The organism is Rothia mucilaginosa, from assembly GCF_964211445.1.
In the GTDB taxonomy this organism is placed as follows: domain Bacteria; phylum Actinomycetota; class Actinomycetes; order Actinomycetales; family Micrococcaceae; genus Rothia; species Rothia mucilaginosa_E.
Window position 1 is genome coordinate 12,669 of the sequence record NZ_CAXOQT010000028.1, and the last position, 15,636, is coordinate 28,304.

The following is a 15,636-nucleotide window of genomic DNA, read 5'->3' on the forward strand; positions in this document are numbered from 1 at the left end:
AGCCAAGCCGTTAGTTAGTGCCGATGCTCCAGGTGATGTTGGAGTCGGTACGAACCTGCATGTAGCTCTTGTTGCTCTGAACCCACTGCACGCTACTCTTCACGGTCGGAATGGTCGAGGAGAAGAACGGGTCGTTCTTGGTCGCGTTCAGAACGGTGAAGCCGCGGGTGGTCGGGCCGCTGGTCTGGAACTCCATGGTCGCCTCGGTGCCTTCGTAGGTGAAAGCGTAGAAGTTCATGGTGCTCTGGAACTTCTCACCCTTCTTGTAGTGGGGTGCGGAGTCTGCATCGTAGACGCGGATGGTCCATTCGCCCTTACCGGTCAGCTCCAGCTTGCGGGTGGGGGTGGAGTGGCCGCTCGCGTCAATCCACGCGGTGCCCTTGAGCTCCTTGTTGTCGCGGGTGGAATCAATAACGCTCACACCCGAGGTGATGCCGCCCTTATCGTCACGGCTGGTGATGAAGGCGTTGACCACGCCGTCTGCGGGCTTGAACTCGTAGTAGAGCAGGCCTGCGGACACATCGCCCTTGATCTTCTCAATGTCGATGGTGTCCTTGTTGTCGGCGACGGTCTTCTTGTATTCCTTGAACTCACCCTCGGGCATCTTCGCTTCAGCAGCAGCGATGGGCGCTGCGGAAGAAGCCGAAGCAGCTGCCGCGCTCTCAGATGCGGGAGCGGAAGAAGCCTCAGAGGATGCTGCCGCGGAGGACGCCTCAGCGGAAGTAGCCGCTGCGCTCGATGCCGCCGCAGAATTGGAGGCGGGGTTCGAGCCGCCACGCGGAATCAGCATGACAATTGCCAGGATGATGACAATCAGCAGAGCCAGCGCACCACCGATAACACCCCACAGCTTAGTGCCGGAGAGCAGGCCCTTCTTCTCGGAGCCGTCCTCGCCGTTGCCCTGGTTGCCGGGCTCGGTCATGTAGGGGTTGCTGAGCGCTACGGTTGCCTGGTCCTGATCAGAAACCTGACCCTGGTAGGGCTGCTGAGCGTTGTACGGCTGACCCTGGTAGGGGTTGCCCTGGTACTGGCCGCCCTGCGCGTTCTGACCCTGGAAACCCTGGTCCTGGTAGTTGCCACCCTGGAAGTTCTGGCCCTGGAAACCATCAGCCTGGTTCGGCTGGAAGCCGTTCGGTGCCTGACCCGCCGGGATGAACTGTGCGTTCTGGTCACCCTGCACGTTCTGGCCGGGCTGTACATCCTGACCGGGCTGCTCCGAGAGGTTCACGGTGCGCTCGGACAGGTTGACGGTGCGCTCAGCCTCGGGAGTGTGGAACTCAACGAGCGGGGAGCTCTCAATGGTGTGGGGAGCCTCTTCGGTGGAGGCGGGAGCCTCAGCAACAGGCTCAGAAGCGGCAGGCTCAGACAGCACGGGCTCAGCGGCGGGTGCCTCAACAACGTGCGCCTCAACGGACTGCTCGGAAGCGACCGGCTCAGTAGCTGCCGGAGCCTCGGCTGCAGTCTCTTCAGCTGCAGTCTCTTCAACTGCGGAAGACTGGGACGCAAGAACCTGCTCGGGCAGAGCGGTGCCGGTCAGCGGAACCTGAGTCAGGTGACGCATCGGCTTCGGCTCAGACTCCTCAGCGGACTCCTGAACGGACTCAACTGCGGGTGCCTCAACCTGCTGCGCCTCAACGTGGGATGCCTCAGTCTGGGGTGCGGGAGCCTCCGGAACCTCAACGATCTGCTCACCTTCGAGCTCAGCGGCGAGCTGCTCCAGGTCAACGTCCTCAACGGTCAGCGGTGCCGCAACCTCGGCGGGCTGCTCAGCCTCAGCAACTACGGGCGCCTCAACGGGCTGCTCGGAAGCAACCTGCTCAGCGACTACGGGCTCAGCGGCAACTGCCTCAGCAGCGGGCTCCTCGGGAATCAGCGGCTCAATAGTAGCCTCTTCAACCTGAATGGGTTCGGGCTCGGGCTCTTCGACCCACAGCTGCCAACCTTCAGGAACCGGACCCCACGCGGGGTCAGGGCGCCACGTAGGAGTGGGGGTCCATCCGGCAGGAGGAGCGGGCCAGTTGGGCGGCGGATTGAAGACGAGTGCCATAAGAAAGCAGCCTTTCTGGTGCTGAAAAAACACCCCGGAAGAGCGGTCATCAGCGACTATGTATATGAGCGTATTATCGCTACAAATTATGGCATAGGTTCAGAAAACGAACCCCGTGAATGGTGGGTTTTCAGCCTTATTCACGGCTTTTTCAATGGTTTTGAAACAATCCGTATCAATCAGCACTTGAAGGTTTCAGCATGCCCGGTCACCATCGAGCCCGCGAAGGCTAGGATTAAAGAATGAACACGACACCGCCCCCGGCACCCCCGCAGGTAGCCGCCGGAACCCCCGCTACTCCTGCACCTGTTGCAGGTCTTGCCTACCACCGTCTCTCTCACGCCGACCCGAAATCCCGCTGGTTCTCACCCCTGTTGGAAGGTCTGCTCGGCGTCGCCGTATTTCTTGGCCTCAACCTGCTGATTTCAGTTGCCCTGGCCGCGGCGATTATGGGTTCGGGACTTTCCCTCCATGATGTAGCGACGAACCGCGCCGTCATTATGGAACACCCGGCGCTGTTTGCGCTGACCTTCCTCTCCCTCATCGCGATTGTGCCTTCGCTCTTTATTGCGCGCCTGGTTGTGGGCCCGAAGCCTTGGGGTCTGATCCATTCGGTAGCGGGCCGCCTGCGCCGATCGCTGTTGCTGCCGTACCTGGGTTTGAGCTTCGCAGTTTACGGCATCTACTACGCCGTGATGCTGGCGTTGAGCGGTGAGAGCCTGCCCGAATACCGCTATTTTCAACCTCCACAGGTTGAATTTTGGGTTTATGTGGCGATGATGCTGATCCTGGTGCCCGTGCAGTGCTACGCCGAAGAGCTCGCCTACCGCGGCTTCATGATGCAGATGCTGGGCCGCTGGCTCCGCACCCCCTGGCTGCCGATTGTGCTGCCCGCAGTGCTGTTCATGCTCTCCCACGCCTACGACCCCTGGGGTCAGAGCACGATTCTTGCGATGGGTATTTACGCGGGTTTCCTCTGCTGGTACACCGGCGGTCTGGAAGCCTCCATCAGTCTGCACGTGGCGAATAATGTGATCCTGATGCTGCTGTCCATGGTGGCTGGTCTGGACCCGTTCGCCTCCGAGGGTGTGACCCCCGTGGACGCACTGCAGGGTATCGCGCTGGAAGGCGTGTACGTGGTGCTCGCCTGCCTGATCTTCAACGCACGCGCTCGCCGCGGCGAAGTTTCACGTGAAACACAACCGCTCAAGGTTGATAAATAGGCTATATGGCGGGTTGCTCTAGCTCAGCTACCCCAACCCGCCCACCCCGCTCCATTCGAGCCTCACCAGGGCTATTACTCCATACCGCGTGGACTATCAGCCCCGGTCACCCCGTCAACACCCAAGAAAAGGTAGGGTTAAACCATGACTGTTGATGCTGTAAAAAATATTGAAGACCTCGCCGCATTCGTGGCGGAGTCGCCGGTCTCTTACCTCGCCGCGCGCACGGTAGCGCGCCGCCTGCAAGCAGCGGGCTTCACCGAGCTTGTAGAGACCGAAGCATGGGACCCGCAGATCGCAACCGGCCGCCACTTCGTCGTCCGTGATGGCGCGATTATCGCCTGGGCTGGCGGCGCGAAGGCGCAGAAGGCAAGCGGCTACCGCGTGCTGGGTGCGCACACCGACTCGCCCTCCCTGAAGATTAAGCCCTCCTCCTCCATCACCACGAAGGGCTGGCACCAGATCGCTGTCGAGAACTACGGCGGCGCACTGCTGAACTCCTTCCTCGACCGTGAGCTGTGCGTGGCGGGTCGCCTCACCGTCCTGGAGGACGGCGAGCTGAAGGACCGCCTGGTGCGTACCGGTCCGATTGCGCGCATCCCGCAGCTGGCGCCGCACCTGGACCACAAGCGCAACGAACTGGTGCTGGACAAGCAGTTCAATATGTACCCCGTGTGGGGCGTGGGCCCGGCGGAGAATGACGTGCTCGGCTACATGGCGAAGCACGTGATTGACGGCGAGCCGGTCGACCCGCAGAGCATCGTGGGTTACGACCTGCTGTTCGCTGATTCGCAGCCGCCGCGCCGTTTCGGTGCGGATCAGGAGCTGTTCGCTTCCGGTCGACTGGATAACCTGTCTTCGGTGCACGCGGGTTTGACCGCCCTGGAGCGTTACGTTGCAGATAACGCGGATGAGCACGCCACTGAGACCGTGATGCTTGCGGCGTTCGACCACGAGGAGCTGGGCTCGGAGTCGCGTAGTGGTGCGGCTGGCCCGTTCCTGGAGGATATTCTGGTGCGCCTCTCGGCTGCGCGCGGTGAGAGCACGGAGGAGTACCGCCGTTCGGTGGCGGCGTCGTTCTGCCTGTCGGCTGATGCCGGTCACCTGGTGCACCCGAACTATCAGGGTCACCACGACCCGACCGTTCAGCCGCTGCCCGGTGGTGGCCCGCTGCTGAAGATTAACGCGAACCAGCGTTACGCAACGGATTCGGTGGGTGCTGGCGTGTTTGCTGCGGCGTGTGCGAAGGCTGGCGTGCCGTATCAGGAGTTCGTGTCGAATAACAATATGCCGTGCGGCTCGACGATTGGCCCGATTACGGCGACTCGCCTGGGTATGCGCACTGTGGATGTGGGTATTGGCCTGCTGTCGATGCATTCGATGCGCGAGATGTGCCATGTGGACGATATGGCGTACATGACCCGCGCGGTGGAAGGCTTCTTCCGCCTCTAAATTGAACCCCGCTGAGGTATGAACAGCTGGGGTGTGGGCGCCGGGAACGTAAGGTTCCCGGCGCCCTTATTTTTTAAAAATTTTTCGGCGGTGTTTACCTCTTGAATAGGGTCTATGTGTGCTGTAAAGTAACCCACAATACGTTATACACGTGTTGCACACTACTTGTTTTTGAGAACTTTTCACCAATGATGGTGCGCCATCAGCTCGTAACCGGCGTAGCGAGCGAACCCCAACATGAAAGGCGGTTCCCATGTTCTTCGATATTTCTCTGATCCCGCTGGCGGTTTTGATCCTTGTGGGTCAACTGAAAAAAGCACCACCAAGGTTGCTAAACAACCCCAGCTATCAGAAGGAGAGGGAGCAGGTGCTAAAGCACCGGCGCATCCTGGATATGCTCAGCCTGAGTTTTGCTCTTGCCCTGATGATTATTCAGTGGGGTGGCCCCCTGACGACGCTTGCCTTTCGGGCGTGCGTTATTTGGTTGATTCCCAGCCAGCTGTATGATCTCTGGCAGAAGTTCAATGTGCCGCGTGGGGTACTCTTCGCGTGTGCTGTAGCCCTGATCGTTATTGAGTTTGGGTTGGCGCTCCTACCCTAACCTGCACCCTATAACAGATGTGGCGGTGACCGAATGAAAGGGTCACCGCCACAACTATTTTTAAGATGAGACAGGCTTGGATTAGACAGGGCTGGATTAGACAGGGCTGTCGGGGCTGGGCAGGGTTACCACCTCAGACCAGCGCGTATCCTTAGCGGCCGCACGGTTCGCGTCGCTCTTCTGCTTCACATCGGCGGGTGCCTGCTGTGCCCACGCCTCAAAAGCAACAATGTAGTTCTCGGGGTAGTTTGCCGCGAGCAGCTCCCGGCGGGTCGGGAAGTACTCCTTACCCTCCCGAATGTCGACGTAGTTGCTCACCTTGTAGGGGTCTGCGCTCTGGATGTCAGCGCGCGGGCCGGAGGCTACCTTTCCGCTTGCCACGTTAGCGTCATCGATAGCGCGAACCCACGCCGCAGCGTAGGCGTGATCGGCCTTGTTCTTCTCGTACAGTACCAGGCACTCGGCTCCTGCCGATTCAGCTTCGGCGCGGGTGGGGAAGTTCGCCTGGTTGCGCACAACATGCCGCGCGGAGACGTAGGAAGGGAGCGCAGTACCGCGGTCGGCGCTGATGGCTTCCTGCTGTTTGAGGGTTTCAGCTTTCGTGGCTTCGTCAGGTTCAAGGCAGGGGGTAGTTGCCTTCTTCACCGCGGAAGAGGAGGCAGGCCCGGTGGATGCCGTTGCTGACGGGGAAGAAGCCGCGGTCGTGTTTGAGGGCGCGGGAGTGCTTGATGCCGTGCTGGTGGAGCTACCGCAGGAGGCAAGAAGCAGGGGGAGAATCGCCAGCGCGGCACCGCGTCGTAGACCGCTGGAACGGAGTGAAAGAAAAACAGGGGTGTGGGTCATGAGACCACCTCACAAGAGGGACGGAACGATATATTGCGTCTAAATGTACCCGAATATTTGATATGTGGTCAATGGAAAACATCATCTAATTTTTAAAACCAACACTCTGGACGCAAGATGCGCAACCCAGTAGTCTTAGGGTGTTGACCTGCTTAAATATGAGGTAGACGGGGTAAGAGTGCGGAGATTTTGCAGGTCACCTACCTATCCCAGTATTGGCTTTGGGGCTTAAGGGGTAAGAAAACAACATTGAGGCTATGCGTTCGGTGTTCCGCTACTAGCGTTTTATGCTACTGAAAGGAAATGGCATCATGAATTCTACTTATAAGATGTTCGCCGTAAATGAGAAAATAATTTTGTATATCTTGTTTCTCATTGTATTGCAATCTTTTTATATTTTCCCAACTGCCCTGTATACAGATTTCGATAGATTTGTCTCGCCATGTGATGGGTGGCAAAGTACCTATTTCTACTTGCCCTTCTTTATGGTGGGAGTTGTATTAGCTAGCTTGTGGCAGATTTTTAGTATATGGCTGGGTGTCAAGCTTCGCATAGGCATTTTTTGGATTGCCTCACTATATTTAGTTTTTAAAATGTATGGGACGTATGAGATTGTAAAACACTATATCGTAAGTCCATGTAAAGTCCCTACAGAATATATGCATGGAATATTGTGGCCATATGATCTGCAAGCATTCATTCTCTGCGGTCCCGATATTGTCTCATGCATTATTTTTATAGCAGTTTTTATTGCATGCTCTAAGCGTAGCTACTGGATACCAACCATCGCAGCTATAGCCGCATTTGTTGCGCAGTGCGTCATCTCGCTACTGCTCTGGGAATACGTTAGGGGACTTATCTATTTCCTCCTCTAGTGGCTTCTAGTCGTTGAGGTGCAGGCTTTTGCAGGGCTGGTTTACAGGGGTGGTTTACGGGGCTGGGGGTTGCGCGATGGGCATTCTAAATATGCTCCTCTGCGCATGTTGGCTTCTAGTGTATATTGGGCAAATAGCAATATCTGACGCTGGTGTTTTAGCGACATGTTTGCTTCAAGAGCCCGGTGGCTTCCGTGTTTACGCAAGTCAGGGCGCTGAACAAGCTTGTTTGTCGATTTTCCTCCGAGGTGTTGGATTTTAAAAAATAAACATATTTTTCTCTTGACCATGTATCAAAACTGCCCGTATAGTGAGGGTCAAATCGGTATGTTCCAGCCCACAATGAGGTGACATTATGACCCTGAATTTCAGGACTCCGAACCCCCGCTATAGCGCACTGCGATATGGTGCCGCTCTTGCAACCCTGCCCCTATTCCTTGCCGCCTGCGGCGGTGCAAACACTGCGGCAAGCAGCACTTCCTCGCCCTCCACGGCGAGCGCCTCAGCAACGGCAAGCACCACACCAACCGTCAGCTGTTCCTCATACTCCGCCGAAGCTGTCGCATCCGCAGAAGCCGCCAAGCCCGTCCCGCGCACCGATGAACAATACCCCGCGTACATCCAGTACCGGAACATCCTCGCAGACGGTGCCCACATCATTGAGCCCAGCGAAATCGACAGCAAGTGCCACGCCGCACTCAAAGCAGGGCGGAGCACCCTCCCCGAATACGTTCAAAACATCGATGCCTACAACGCCCACCCCAGCGTCGGAGTCACCGACCCCTTCGCCGGAAGTGAGTACCGAGACATCAAGAACCGCAACGAATTCATCCCCCACCGCGCAGACCTGGAAGAAGCCGCCTACCCCGAGATGATCATTCGTCTCTACGAAAAGTGGTACGAGGCAGCCCCCGCAGACATCAAGACGCTCAGCGACGCGAACCGTGCACGATTCTTCGCCACGAGCGCCTACCAGCAGTGGAAGGCTCAGCCCCAAATCCCCAGCAGCTCCCGCCCATAAACCCGCACAAAAATAGTTGTGGCGGTGACCTAACAACGGTCACCGCCACAGCTCTTTAACGCGTTATCACCGGGGTGCCGGGGAGGGGCTACTTGCCCTTCACCTCGCGTGCCAGAGCCAGCAGCTCCTCATGCACGGTCGTATCGCCCGTAACCTCCGGGTGGAAAGAAATACCAATCAGGTTGCCCGAACGCACACCCACAATCTTCCCCTCATGACGAGCCGTCACCTGCACGCCCTCACCGGTGCCGGTCACAATCGGCGCACGAATAAACGCCGTATCAATAACCACCTCATCACCGGCAGGAGTCAGCCACGGCAGACGCACCTCCGCAGAATCAACCTGCGAACCAAACGCGTTACGACCCACCGAAACATCCAGGACACCCAGCGACTGCTGACCCGGCGCCGGATCATCAATACGCTTCGACAGCATAATCAGACCCGCGCACGTACCCAGGGTCGGCAGGCCCGAAGAAATCGCCTCAATCAGCGGCTCACGCACACCAAAAATACGGGTCAGACGGTCAATCGTCGACGACTCACCACCCGGCAGAACCAGTGCATCCAGACCCTCAAGCTGCTCACCGGTACGCACCCAACGCACCTGCGCGCCCAAGGACTCCAGCATCTCCGCATGCTCACGCACGCCGCCCTGCAGCGCCAAAACACCAACCGTCAAACCCTCACCCGGCAAAACACCGGTAGGCTGAACCTTCTCAACCATCACCGCTCCCTTCACAAAAACAACAAAACAAGAAGGGGCGGGACCCGCCTCAGCGAACCCCACCCCCTCATCAAACACTCACCCCAGATGCGGGGTGCGCGCACGAATTACCAGCCGCGCTCCGCCAGGCGGTGCGGTGCCGGAATGTCAGCAACGTTAATGCCGACCATAGCCTCACCCAGGCCGCGAGAAGCCTCAGCAACCTTCTCCGGGTCATTGTAGAAAGCAGTAGCCTTCACAATAGCCTTCGCACGAGCAACCGGGTCGCCCGACTTGAAGATACCGGAACCAACGAACACGCCGTCAGCACCCAGCTGCATCATCATCGCAGCGTCGGCGGGGGTAGCCACACCACCGGCGGTGAACATCACCACGGGCAGCTTACCGGTCTGAGCAACCTCACGAACCAGCTCGTACGGTGCAGCCAGTTCCTTAGCCTTCACGTACAGCTCGTCGGGCATGGTGTTGTACAGGCCCTGCAGCTCAGCAATCTGACGCTTAATGGTGCGGATGTGCTTAGTCGCCTCAGAGACGTCACCGGTGCCAGCCTCGCCCTTCGAGCGAATCATAGCGGCACCCTCGGTGATACGGCGCAGAGCCTCACCCAGGTTGGTAGCACCACACACGAAAGGAACCTTGAACTGGTGCTTATCAATGTGGTTCACGTAGTCAGCGGGGGAAAGAACCTCAGACTCGTCAATGTAGTCGACCTTCAGGGTCTCCAGGATCTGAGCCTCAACGAAGTGGCCGATGCGTGCCTTCGCCATGACCGGGATTGAAACAGCATCAATGATGCCCTCAATCATGTCCGGGTCAGACATACGAGCCACGCCGCCCTGCGCACGAATATCCGCAGGAACGCGCTCGAGAGCCATGACGGCAACAGCGCCAGCATCTTCAGCGATCTTAGCCTGTTCGGGGGTGACGACGTCCATGATGACGCCGCCCTTGAGCATGTCGGCCAGGCCGCGCTTAACAAGCGGGCTGCCGGTTACGGTGTTGTTATCAGTCATGACCTTATCTTCTCACGTTCTGAGTGTTCGCGCGCACTCACGGGGTCGGATTTTCTGTTCTCTGACACAGTACGACCCGAAGTTCACGTCAGAATGACACAAAACGTCATGAAAAGCGGTCAGACTGGGGCGGTTTACGGGTTGCGCAGACCCGCCGGATGCACGGTGCCGCCCCCCGGTCGGTACCGCCCGCAGGCAGCATACGGACGGCCCCCGCCAGCGAGCGCAGGGAATAAAAACGCGGGTATATTCTTTAACCCAGTAGAACCCCGCACACAGCCGGTAGGTGTGCCCACCACGTCGTGAACACCGCCGCGTTACCCCGTACAGGGCGAACACCAACACACGTCACAGACCATCAGCGCAAGGAACCCGAGCATCCGCCCGGCGCCTTCTACCCTTGCGCGCAGTAGAGGAACAGCATGCTTGAATCCCTCATCGCGCTCTCACTAGCCATCCTGGTGGGAACCATCATTGCGCACAAGACGCACATCACCCCCGCCATTGTGCTGATTTTTGTTGGCTTGGCTATCGGCATCATTCCCGCTCACGAGCTGCACGAAGTGCAGGAGCTCGGCCTGCCGCCGCACGTGATTCTCGAAATCTTCCTGCCCATCATGCTCTTCTGGGAAACCCGCAACACCTCATGGCGTGAAGCGCGCACCCGCATCCGCGGCATTATCCTCACCGGAACCCTGCTGGTCATCGTGACCGCTTTCGGTGTGGCGGGTATTCTGCACGCCTTCGCCGGCGTGTACATCTGGGGTGCGGCACTGCTGATTGGCGTGGCGCTCGCACCCACCGACGCGGTTGCTGTGGCAACCCTCAACGGCAAGCTACCCAAGTCCTCCATCACCACCCTCAAGGCGGAGGCGCTCATCAACGACGGCACGACTCTCGTGCTCCTCGCTCTCGCCCTGCAGGTAGCCGCCGGCCAAGAGCTCGCCCTCGGCCACGCGGCCGGCATGTTCGTCTTCTCCTTCCTCATCGGTATTCTGGTCGGCCTGGCGGTTGGCTGGGTAGCCAACAAGATTCGTGCCCACATCGACAACCCGATGTGGTTCACCTGCTTCATGCTGACCGTGCCCTTCATCGCGTTCATTCTCGCCGAGAAGATTGAGCCCCTGCCCGATATGAAGGGTTCCGGCGTGGTTGCCGTGGTGGTTGCGGCGTTCTTCCTCACCTACTACAGCCCGGACACCATCCGCCCGCAGAACCGCACCTACGGCCTGCCCACCTGGGCGTTCGTCACCTTCGTCATGAACGCCGTGCTGTTCGTCATGGTCGGTGTGCAGCTGCCCTCCGCCGTGGAACGCGCCGGCCTTGTGCTTGGAAACGACCGCTCCAGCTGGGGTGTCGCCCTGCTTGCCGTACTGGTTGCCTGGATTTCCTGCGTGGTCATCCGCTACGTGTTCCTGCATGCGTCCATCTTCACGATTCGCCTGCTCGACCGCAGTGAGAAGCAGCGCTCTCTGCGCACCACCCACCGCGGCCGCGTCGTCTCCACCATGGCGGGTCTGCGCGGCGGCGTATCCCTGGCGGTGGCGCTGTCTATCCCGGCGAGTGTTGAATACCGCGACTTCGTCATCTTCGTGGTGTCCGGTGTGGTGCTGTGCTCCATGGTCGTCCAGGGCATGCTGCTGCCCGCCGTGATCCGCTGGGCGAACCTGCCGGTAGACAACAGCGAAGAAGAAGAGATGAACGAAGCAATCCGCACCATGATTGCCGAGTCCTTCGATTCCATCCAGGAGATTGGTGGACGCATCAACGCCCCGCAGGAAGTCATCGACCGCATCGCGGAAGAACACATGTTCCACATGAGCATGTACCGTAACCTGCACACCCTGCACATGCACGGCGACGACACCCCCGAAAACGTGCTGAAGGTGCTCGAAGCGCACGAAAAGGAGAAGGAGCTGCGCCTGGGCGTGCTCGAGGTTCAGCGCGATATTCTCAAGCGTCTGCGTGACGAAGGCAGAATCGATACGAACGTACTGCACCAGATCCAGGAACGCCTGGACATCGAGGTGCTGCGCGTGCTCGGCCCCGTCGAGCTCGAATAGCTCACGCTCTTATATGAGGCGAGGCGCCCCACCCCGAATAGCGGGGGAGGGGCGCCTTGTTACTTTTTTGTCTAAACCCCTAGCCCCACCACTACGTGGAGGCGGTACAATACACTAGCCCGTTTTTCGCGCGGACCACGCCTCTCACCGCGTCATTCACCGCGCACCGGACACGACACAGACCAGAACCACAGGAATCTATGGCACCTCAGCAGACTGAAAACAACGCGCCCAAAAACAGCGCACCCGCAGGACACCGCCCGCACGGCGTAAGCGAAGACCCGCAGAACATCTACCTGCTCAAAGACGCCCCCATCCTCAAGGCGCTCCTCTCCCTCGGCGTGCCCATGGCACTCGGCCTCGCCATCACCAGCATCTACAACGTGGTGAACTCCTACTTCGTCGGCCACTACGGCGGCACCGAAGACCTCGCCGCCACCAGCTACGGCGTGCCCGTCTTCGGCGTCATCATGGCGATCGCAGGCCTGTTCGGCCTGGGCTCCTCAACCCTCGCCTCCCGCAAGCTCGGTGAAGGCCAGCCCGCCCACGAAATTCACCGCGTCACCTCCTTCGCCCTCTACTCGGCGCTCGGTGCAGGTGTTATCGCCGCCATTATCGGCTTCATCCTCGCTGACCCGATTACCGGTATTATGGGTGCCTCCGGCGGCTCCTACGAGCCGACCCGCATCTACGTGCACCTCATGTTCCTCGGTGCCCCCTTTGCCATTGGCATGTTCACCCTGGAACAGCTGGTCCGATCCGAAGGCTACGCCAAGCAGTCCATGTACGGCATCATCGTCGGCACCGTCGTCACCTGCATCTTCGACGTGCTGTTCATCGCCATCATGGGCATGGGCGTCGCCGGTGCCGGTTGGGCGATGCTGCTGGCGAACGGCGCATCCATGCTGTACTACCTGCTGTTCCTGATGCGTCAGAGCGAGAACTTCTCCGCGAACATCCGCGATTTCTCCCTCGACCCCGCCATCATCAAGCCCGTGGTCGCGGTCGGTGCCGCTGAGCTCATTCAGAGCCTCAACCTGATCTTTGCCGCCCTGCTGCTGAACAACCTCGCCGCCTCCTACGGTGACGACACCGTGGCGGCGTTCGGTCTGGCAATGCGCCTGAACATGGTGCCCGAAATGCTGTGTATGGGCCTGTGCATGGGCGGTATCCCGCTGTACGCCTACGCTTACGGTGCCCGCAACGGCGCCCGCGTGAAGGAGGCGCTGCGCACCGCAACGATCCTGTCCGTGGCGACCTCCGCGATCATCACCATTCCGGTGCTGATTTTCCGCCGTGAACTGCTCGCCGTGGTTGGCGATGCAAGCCTCATCGACACCGGCGAGGAGATTATGGTTGCGCTGATGCTCGCCGCCGTGTTCAACGCGGTCAGCATCGTGTTTGTGTCTTGGTTCCAGGCGGCTGGTAAGGGCGGCCCGGCAATGCTGATGACCATCGGTATTGCGTTGCTGTTCTTCCCCGCCGTGTACTTCGGCAACATGTGGTTCGGATTTAAGGGTCTGACCTGGGCGTTCCCCTTCACCCAGGTGCTCGCCTGCGCGCTGGGCCTGGTGCTGTTCCTTGCCACGGGTGGCGCGAAGGTACCGCCCGCTGAAGCTGAGGTTGAGACTGAAGGTTCTGAGGATTTGGACGTTCAGGATGCCCAGGTTTCTGGCGCACAGCCCGAACAGAAGGCATAGTCCTCGGTCTGCAAAAGTATAGTAAAAGCCCCGGACTCCCACCAAGGGAGCCGGGGCATTTACGTTAGTTCTTACGCCGGTTGAGGCGCTAGTGTTTTGACGCTAGTTCTTCCACCAGGAATCAAAAATCGTCACCGGAGTAGTGCGCTTATGGCGGCTACGCAGGTAAATCTGCTCCAGCTTCTCAGCCGCCGCCTCGTCGATGTCCTTACCCTCCAGGTAGTCATCAATCTGCGGGTAGGTCAGACCCAGCTCATCCTCATCGGTGCGGCCGGGCACGCCGTCCAGCAGGTCAGCCGTCGGCGGCTTAGCCCACAGACGCTCCGAGGCACCCAGCACCCGCAGCAGCAGCTGGTTCTGGCGCTTATTCAGGCCGTACAGCGGCAGCAGGTCCGCGCCGCCGTCACCGAACTTCGTGAAGAAACCCGTAATGGACTCCGCCGCGTGGTCGGTACCCACCACCAGGTAGCCGGGGCCGCCAGCCACCGCATACTGGGCAATCATGCGGGCGCGCGCCTTCACATTACCCTTGTTGAAGTCGCTCATCTGCTCGCCGGTCGCGTCAGTGTAGGCGGTGTCGAAGCCGTCGACGGCCTCCGCAATGTTGAAGGTGAGGGAGCGGGACGGCTGGATGAAACGCAGCGCCTCCTGCGCGTCCTCTTCGTCGTGCTGCACACGGTAGGGCAGGCGCACCGCCACGAACTCGGTGGTGCGGCCACGCTCGTTGAGGCGGTCGACCGCCAGCTGGCAGAGGCGACCCGCCAGGGTGGAGTCGATGCCGCCGCTGATGCCCAGTACCAGGCCGCGGCTTCCGGTGGCTTCCAGGTAGTCGCAGATGAACTGGATGCGGCGCTCCACTTCTTCGCGTGCCTGTTCTTCGGTCATGTTGGGCTTGACGCCCATTTCACGGATGATCTGTGCCTGTAATTCACGCATGACTTAAGTGTACGCTCCACCTTATAGCCCGTGCGGTGAACCGCCGAGGGAGGCGAGGTAGTGTTCCACACGGTGCGTTCAGCTTTGCATGCGCGGCGGGTTCAGTGGTGCTCCAGTGGCGCTCCAGCCCCGCAAATACACAGCGTATTCACCGGTAAAAACCCTGCGCGACAACCCGCGCGACTGTTAGCATGAACATACGGTTCAAATACCGTTCAAAACAGGCGGTGGTGAGGGAAAACAACCCCACCACCCAATGCCACAGAACACGTCAACCAAGGACGGTGAAGACAGCACCATGGCAAAAACAAAAACTGAACTCTACGACGAGCTCGTAGACATCGAAACCAGCCTCGAAAACCACCCGCTCACCTCCGGGAAAATAGCGGAGGCGGGCATCATCATCGAGCAGATGAAGGAGCAGGGCGCCACCCAGGAAGAAATCGATGAGGCACTCACCCGGCAGGGGCTGCCTTCCCTCGTGGAGATTGGTAAGAGTACTCTGCTGCAGTCTTTCAGCCTTTGGAAGCTGAGTCACCGCAAGTCCAAGGTGGAAGCCGCCATTGAGAAGCTCAACCGGCGAGAAGCCCGCTAGCGCTAACTAGCCCTCCTCGGGCAGGGCGAGGCAAGCAAATACCCCCGGCAGATGCGTATAGCATCCACCGGGGGTATTTCTTTTGAAGGAATATTAGCAGCTTAGATTTTCAAAGACGCTCTCATAGCGGTCAACGAAGTCCGCCGCTGCGCTCAGAAGCTCCTCCTGGTCAAGGGAATCCCGAGTAGCTGACAGCGTTTCATCCTTGCCGTTCTGTGCCTGTAATTCACGCATAACCTAAGTCTACGCCGCAGACATAACAGCCCACAGAAAGAGCCGTGCCGAGGCAGAAAACTCCACCCCGACACGGCCCTCACATCCACGTTTGACTAGCGGTTATTCAGCACGCGCACGTTATAGCGGTGCAAGAACGCCGCCATCGCGCCACGCTCAATCGGCTGAACCGGGCGGAACGAACCATCCGGCCAACCCGTCGTAATCCGCTGATCAGCCAACCACGCAATCTCGCGGTAGAACTGACTACCGGTCGAAACGTCGCTAAACGGCGACACCGACGGAGCCGAATAAGCCGGCGAACCC

The 15,636-nt window shown here is 59.3% G+C and carries 13 protein-coding genes; 7 read left to right on the plus strand and 6 right to left on the minus strand.

The annotated features are described in order from the left end of the window. Positions 1 to 10: 10 nt before the first annotated feature. Positions 11 to 2,047: a hypothetical protein gene (locus AB8E48_RS07375; protein WP_368886272.1), complete on the minus strand. Its 2,037-nt coding sequence runs from the start codon at positions 2,045 to 2,047 to the stop codon at positions 11 to 13. Between the two features lie 242 nt (positions 2,048 to 2,289). Between AB8E48_RS07375 and AB8E48_RS07380 the strand changes: the two genes are divergently transcribed. The 3 genes from AB8E48_RS07380 to AB8E48_RS07390 all read left to right on the plus strand — a co-directional run bounded on the left by AB8E48_RS07380 (position 2,290) and on the right by AB8E48_RS07390 (position 5,323). Next, positions 2,290 to 3,270, plus strand: coding sequence for a lysostaphin resistance A-like protein (locus AB8E48_RS07380; protein ID WP_368886273.1), 981 nt, complete (start codon positions 2,290 to 2,292; stop codon positions 3,268 to 3,270). Between the two features lie 144 nt (positions 3,271 to 3,414). Next, a complete protein-coding gene (locus tag AB8E48_RS07385) occupies positions 3,415 to 4,722 on the plus strand; it encodes a M18 family aminopeptidase (RefSeq protein ID WP_368886274.1) in 1,308 nt (435 codons plus the stop codon). A 253-nt stretch (positions 4,723 to 4,975) separates the two neighbouring features. Further along, entirely contained in the window at positions 4,976 to 5,323 is a 348-nt protein-coding gene (locus tag AB8E48_RS07390) for a hypothetical protein (RefSeq protein ID WP_368886275.1), read from the plus strand. 96 nt (positions 5,324 to 5,419) lie between these two features. Here the strand turns inward: AB8E48_RS07390 and AB8E48_RS07395 are convergent, their stop codons facing one another. Beyond that, entirely contained in the window at positions 5,420 to 6,166 is a 747-nt protein-coding gene (locus AB8E48_RS07395; RefSeq protein ID WP_368886276.1) for a hypothetical protein, read from the minus strand. 1,230 nt (positions 6,167 to 7,396) lie between these two features. On the opposite strand from AB8E48_RS07395, the gene AB8E48_RS07400 reads away from it, so the two are divergent. Beyond that, the gene (locus AB8E48_RS07400) at positions 7,397 to 8,062 is read left to right on the plus strand and encodes a hypothetical protein (protein ID WP_368886277.1); all 666 of its coding nucleotides are present in this window, start codon (positions 7,397 to 7,399) and stop codon (positions 8,060 to 8,062) included. Positions 8,063 to 8,150: 88 nt separating this feature from the next. On the opposite strand, the gene pdxT is transcribed toward AB8E48_RS07400, so the two are convergent. Together pdxT and pdxS are read right to left on the minus strand one after the other, a co-directional pair. Beyond that, the gene (gene pdxT / locus AB8E48_RS07405) at positions 8,151 to 8,789 is read right to left on the minus strand and encodes a pyridoxal 5'-phosphate synthase glutaminase subunit PdxT (RefSeq protein ID WP_368886278.1); all 639 of its coding nucleotides are present in this window, start codon (positions 8,787 to 8,789) and stop codon (positions 8,151 to 8,153) included. 107 nt (positions 8,790 to 8,896) lie between these two features. Continuing rightward, complete coding sequence (gene pdxS / locus AB8E48_RS07410; RefSeq protein WP_005507298.1) at positions 8,897 to 9,802, minus strand: pyridoxal 5'-phosphate synthase lyase subunit PdxS; 906 nt, start codon at positions 9,800 to 9,802, stop codon at positions 8,897 to 8,899. 422 nt (positions 9,803 to 10,224) lie between these two features. Here pdxS and AB8E48_RS07415 point away from each other — a divergent pair, with 422 nt between their 5' ends. Then, a complete protein-coding gene (locus AB8E48_RS07415; RefSeq protein WP_368886279.1) occupies positions 10,225 to 11,865 on the plus strand; it encodes a Na+/H+ antiporter in 1,641 nt (546 codons plus the stop codon). A 200-nt stretch (positions 11,866 to 12,065) separates the two neighbouring features. After that, the gene (locus AB8E48_RS07420; protein WP_368886280.1) at positions 12,066 to 13,565 is read left to right on the plus strand and encodes an MATE family efflux transporter; all 1,500 of its coding nucleotides are present in this window, start codon (positions 12,066 to 12,068) and stop codon (positions 13,563 to 13,565) included. Positions 13,566 to 13,667: 102 nt separating this feature from the next. Here AB8E48_RS07420 and nadE read toward each other — a convergent pair whose 3' ends face one another. After that, positions 13,668 to 14,501: an ammonia-dependent NAD(+) synthetase gene (gene nadE, locus AB8E48_RS07425; RefSeq protein ID WP_294660588.1), complete on the minus strand. Its 834-nt coding sequence runs from the start codon at positions 14,499 to 14,501 to the stop codon at positions 13,668 to 13,670. A 298-nt stretch (positions 14,502 to 14,799) separates the two neighbouring features. On the opposite strand from nadE, the gene AB8E48_RS07430 reads away from it, so the two are divergent. Beyond that, the gene (locus tag AB8E48_RS07430; protein ID WP_368886281.1) at positions 14,800 to 15,096 is read left to right on the plus strand and encodes a recombinase; all 297 of its coding nucleotides are present in this window, start codon (positions 14,800 to 14,802) and stop codon (positions 15,094 to 15,096) included. 329 nt (positions 15,097 to 15,425) lie between these two features. Here AB8E48_RS07430 and AB8E48_RS07435 read toward each other — a convergent pair. Beyond that, positions 15,426 to 15,636 (minus strand): S-layer homology domain-containing protein (locus AB8E48_RS07435; RefSeq protein WP_368886282.1); only part of this gene is annotated, 211 nt, incomplete at its 5' end.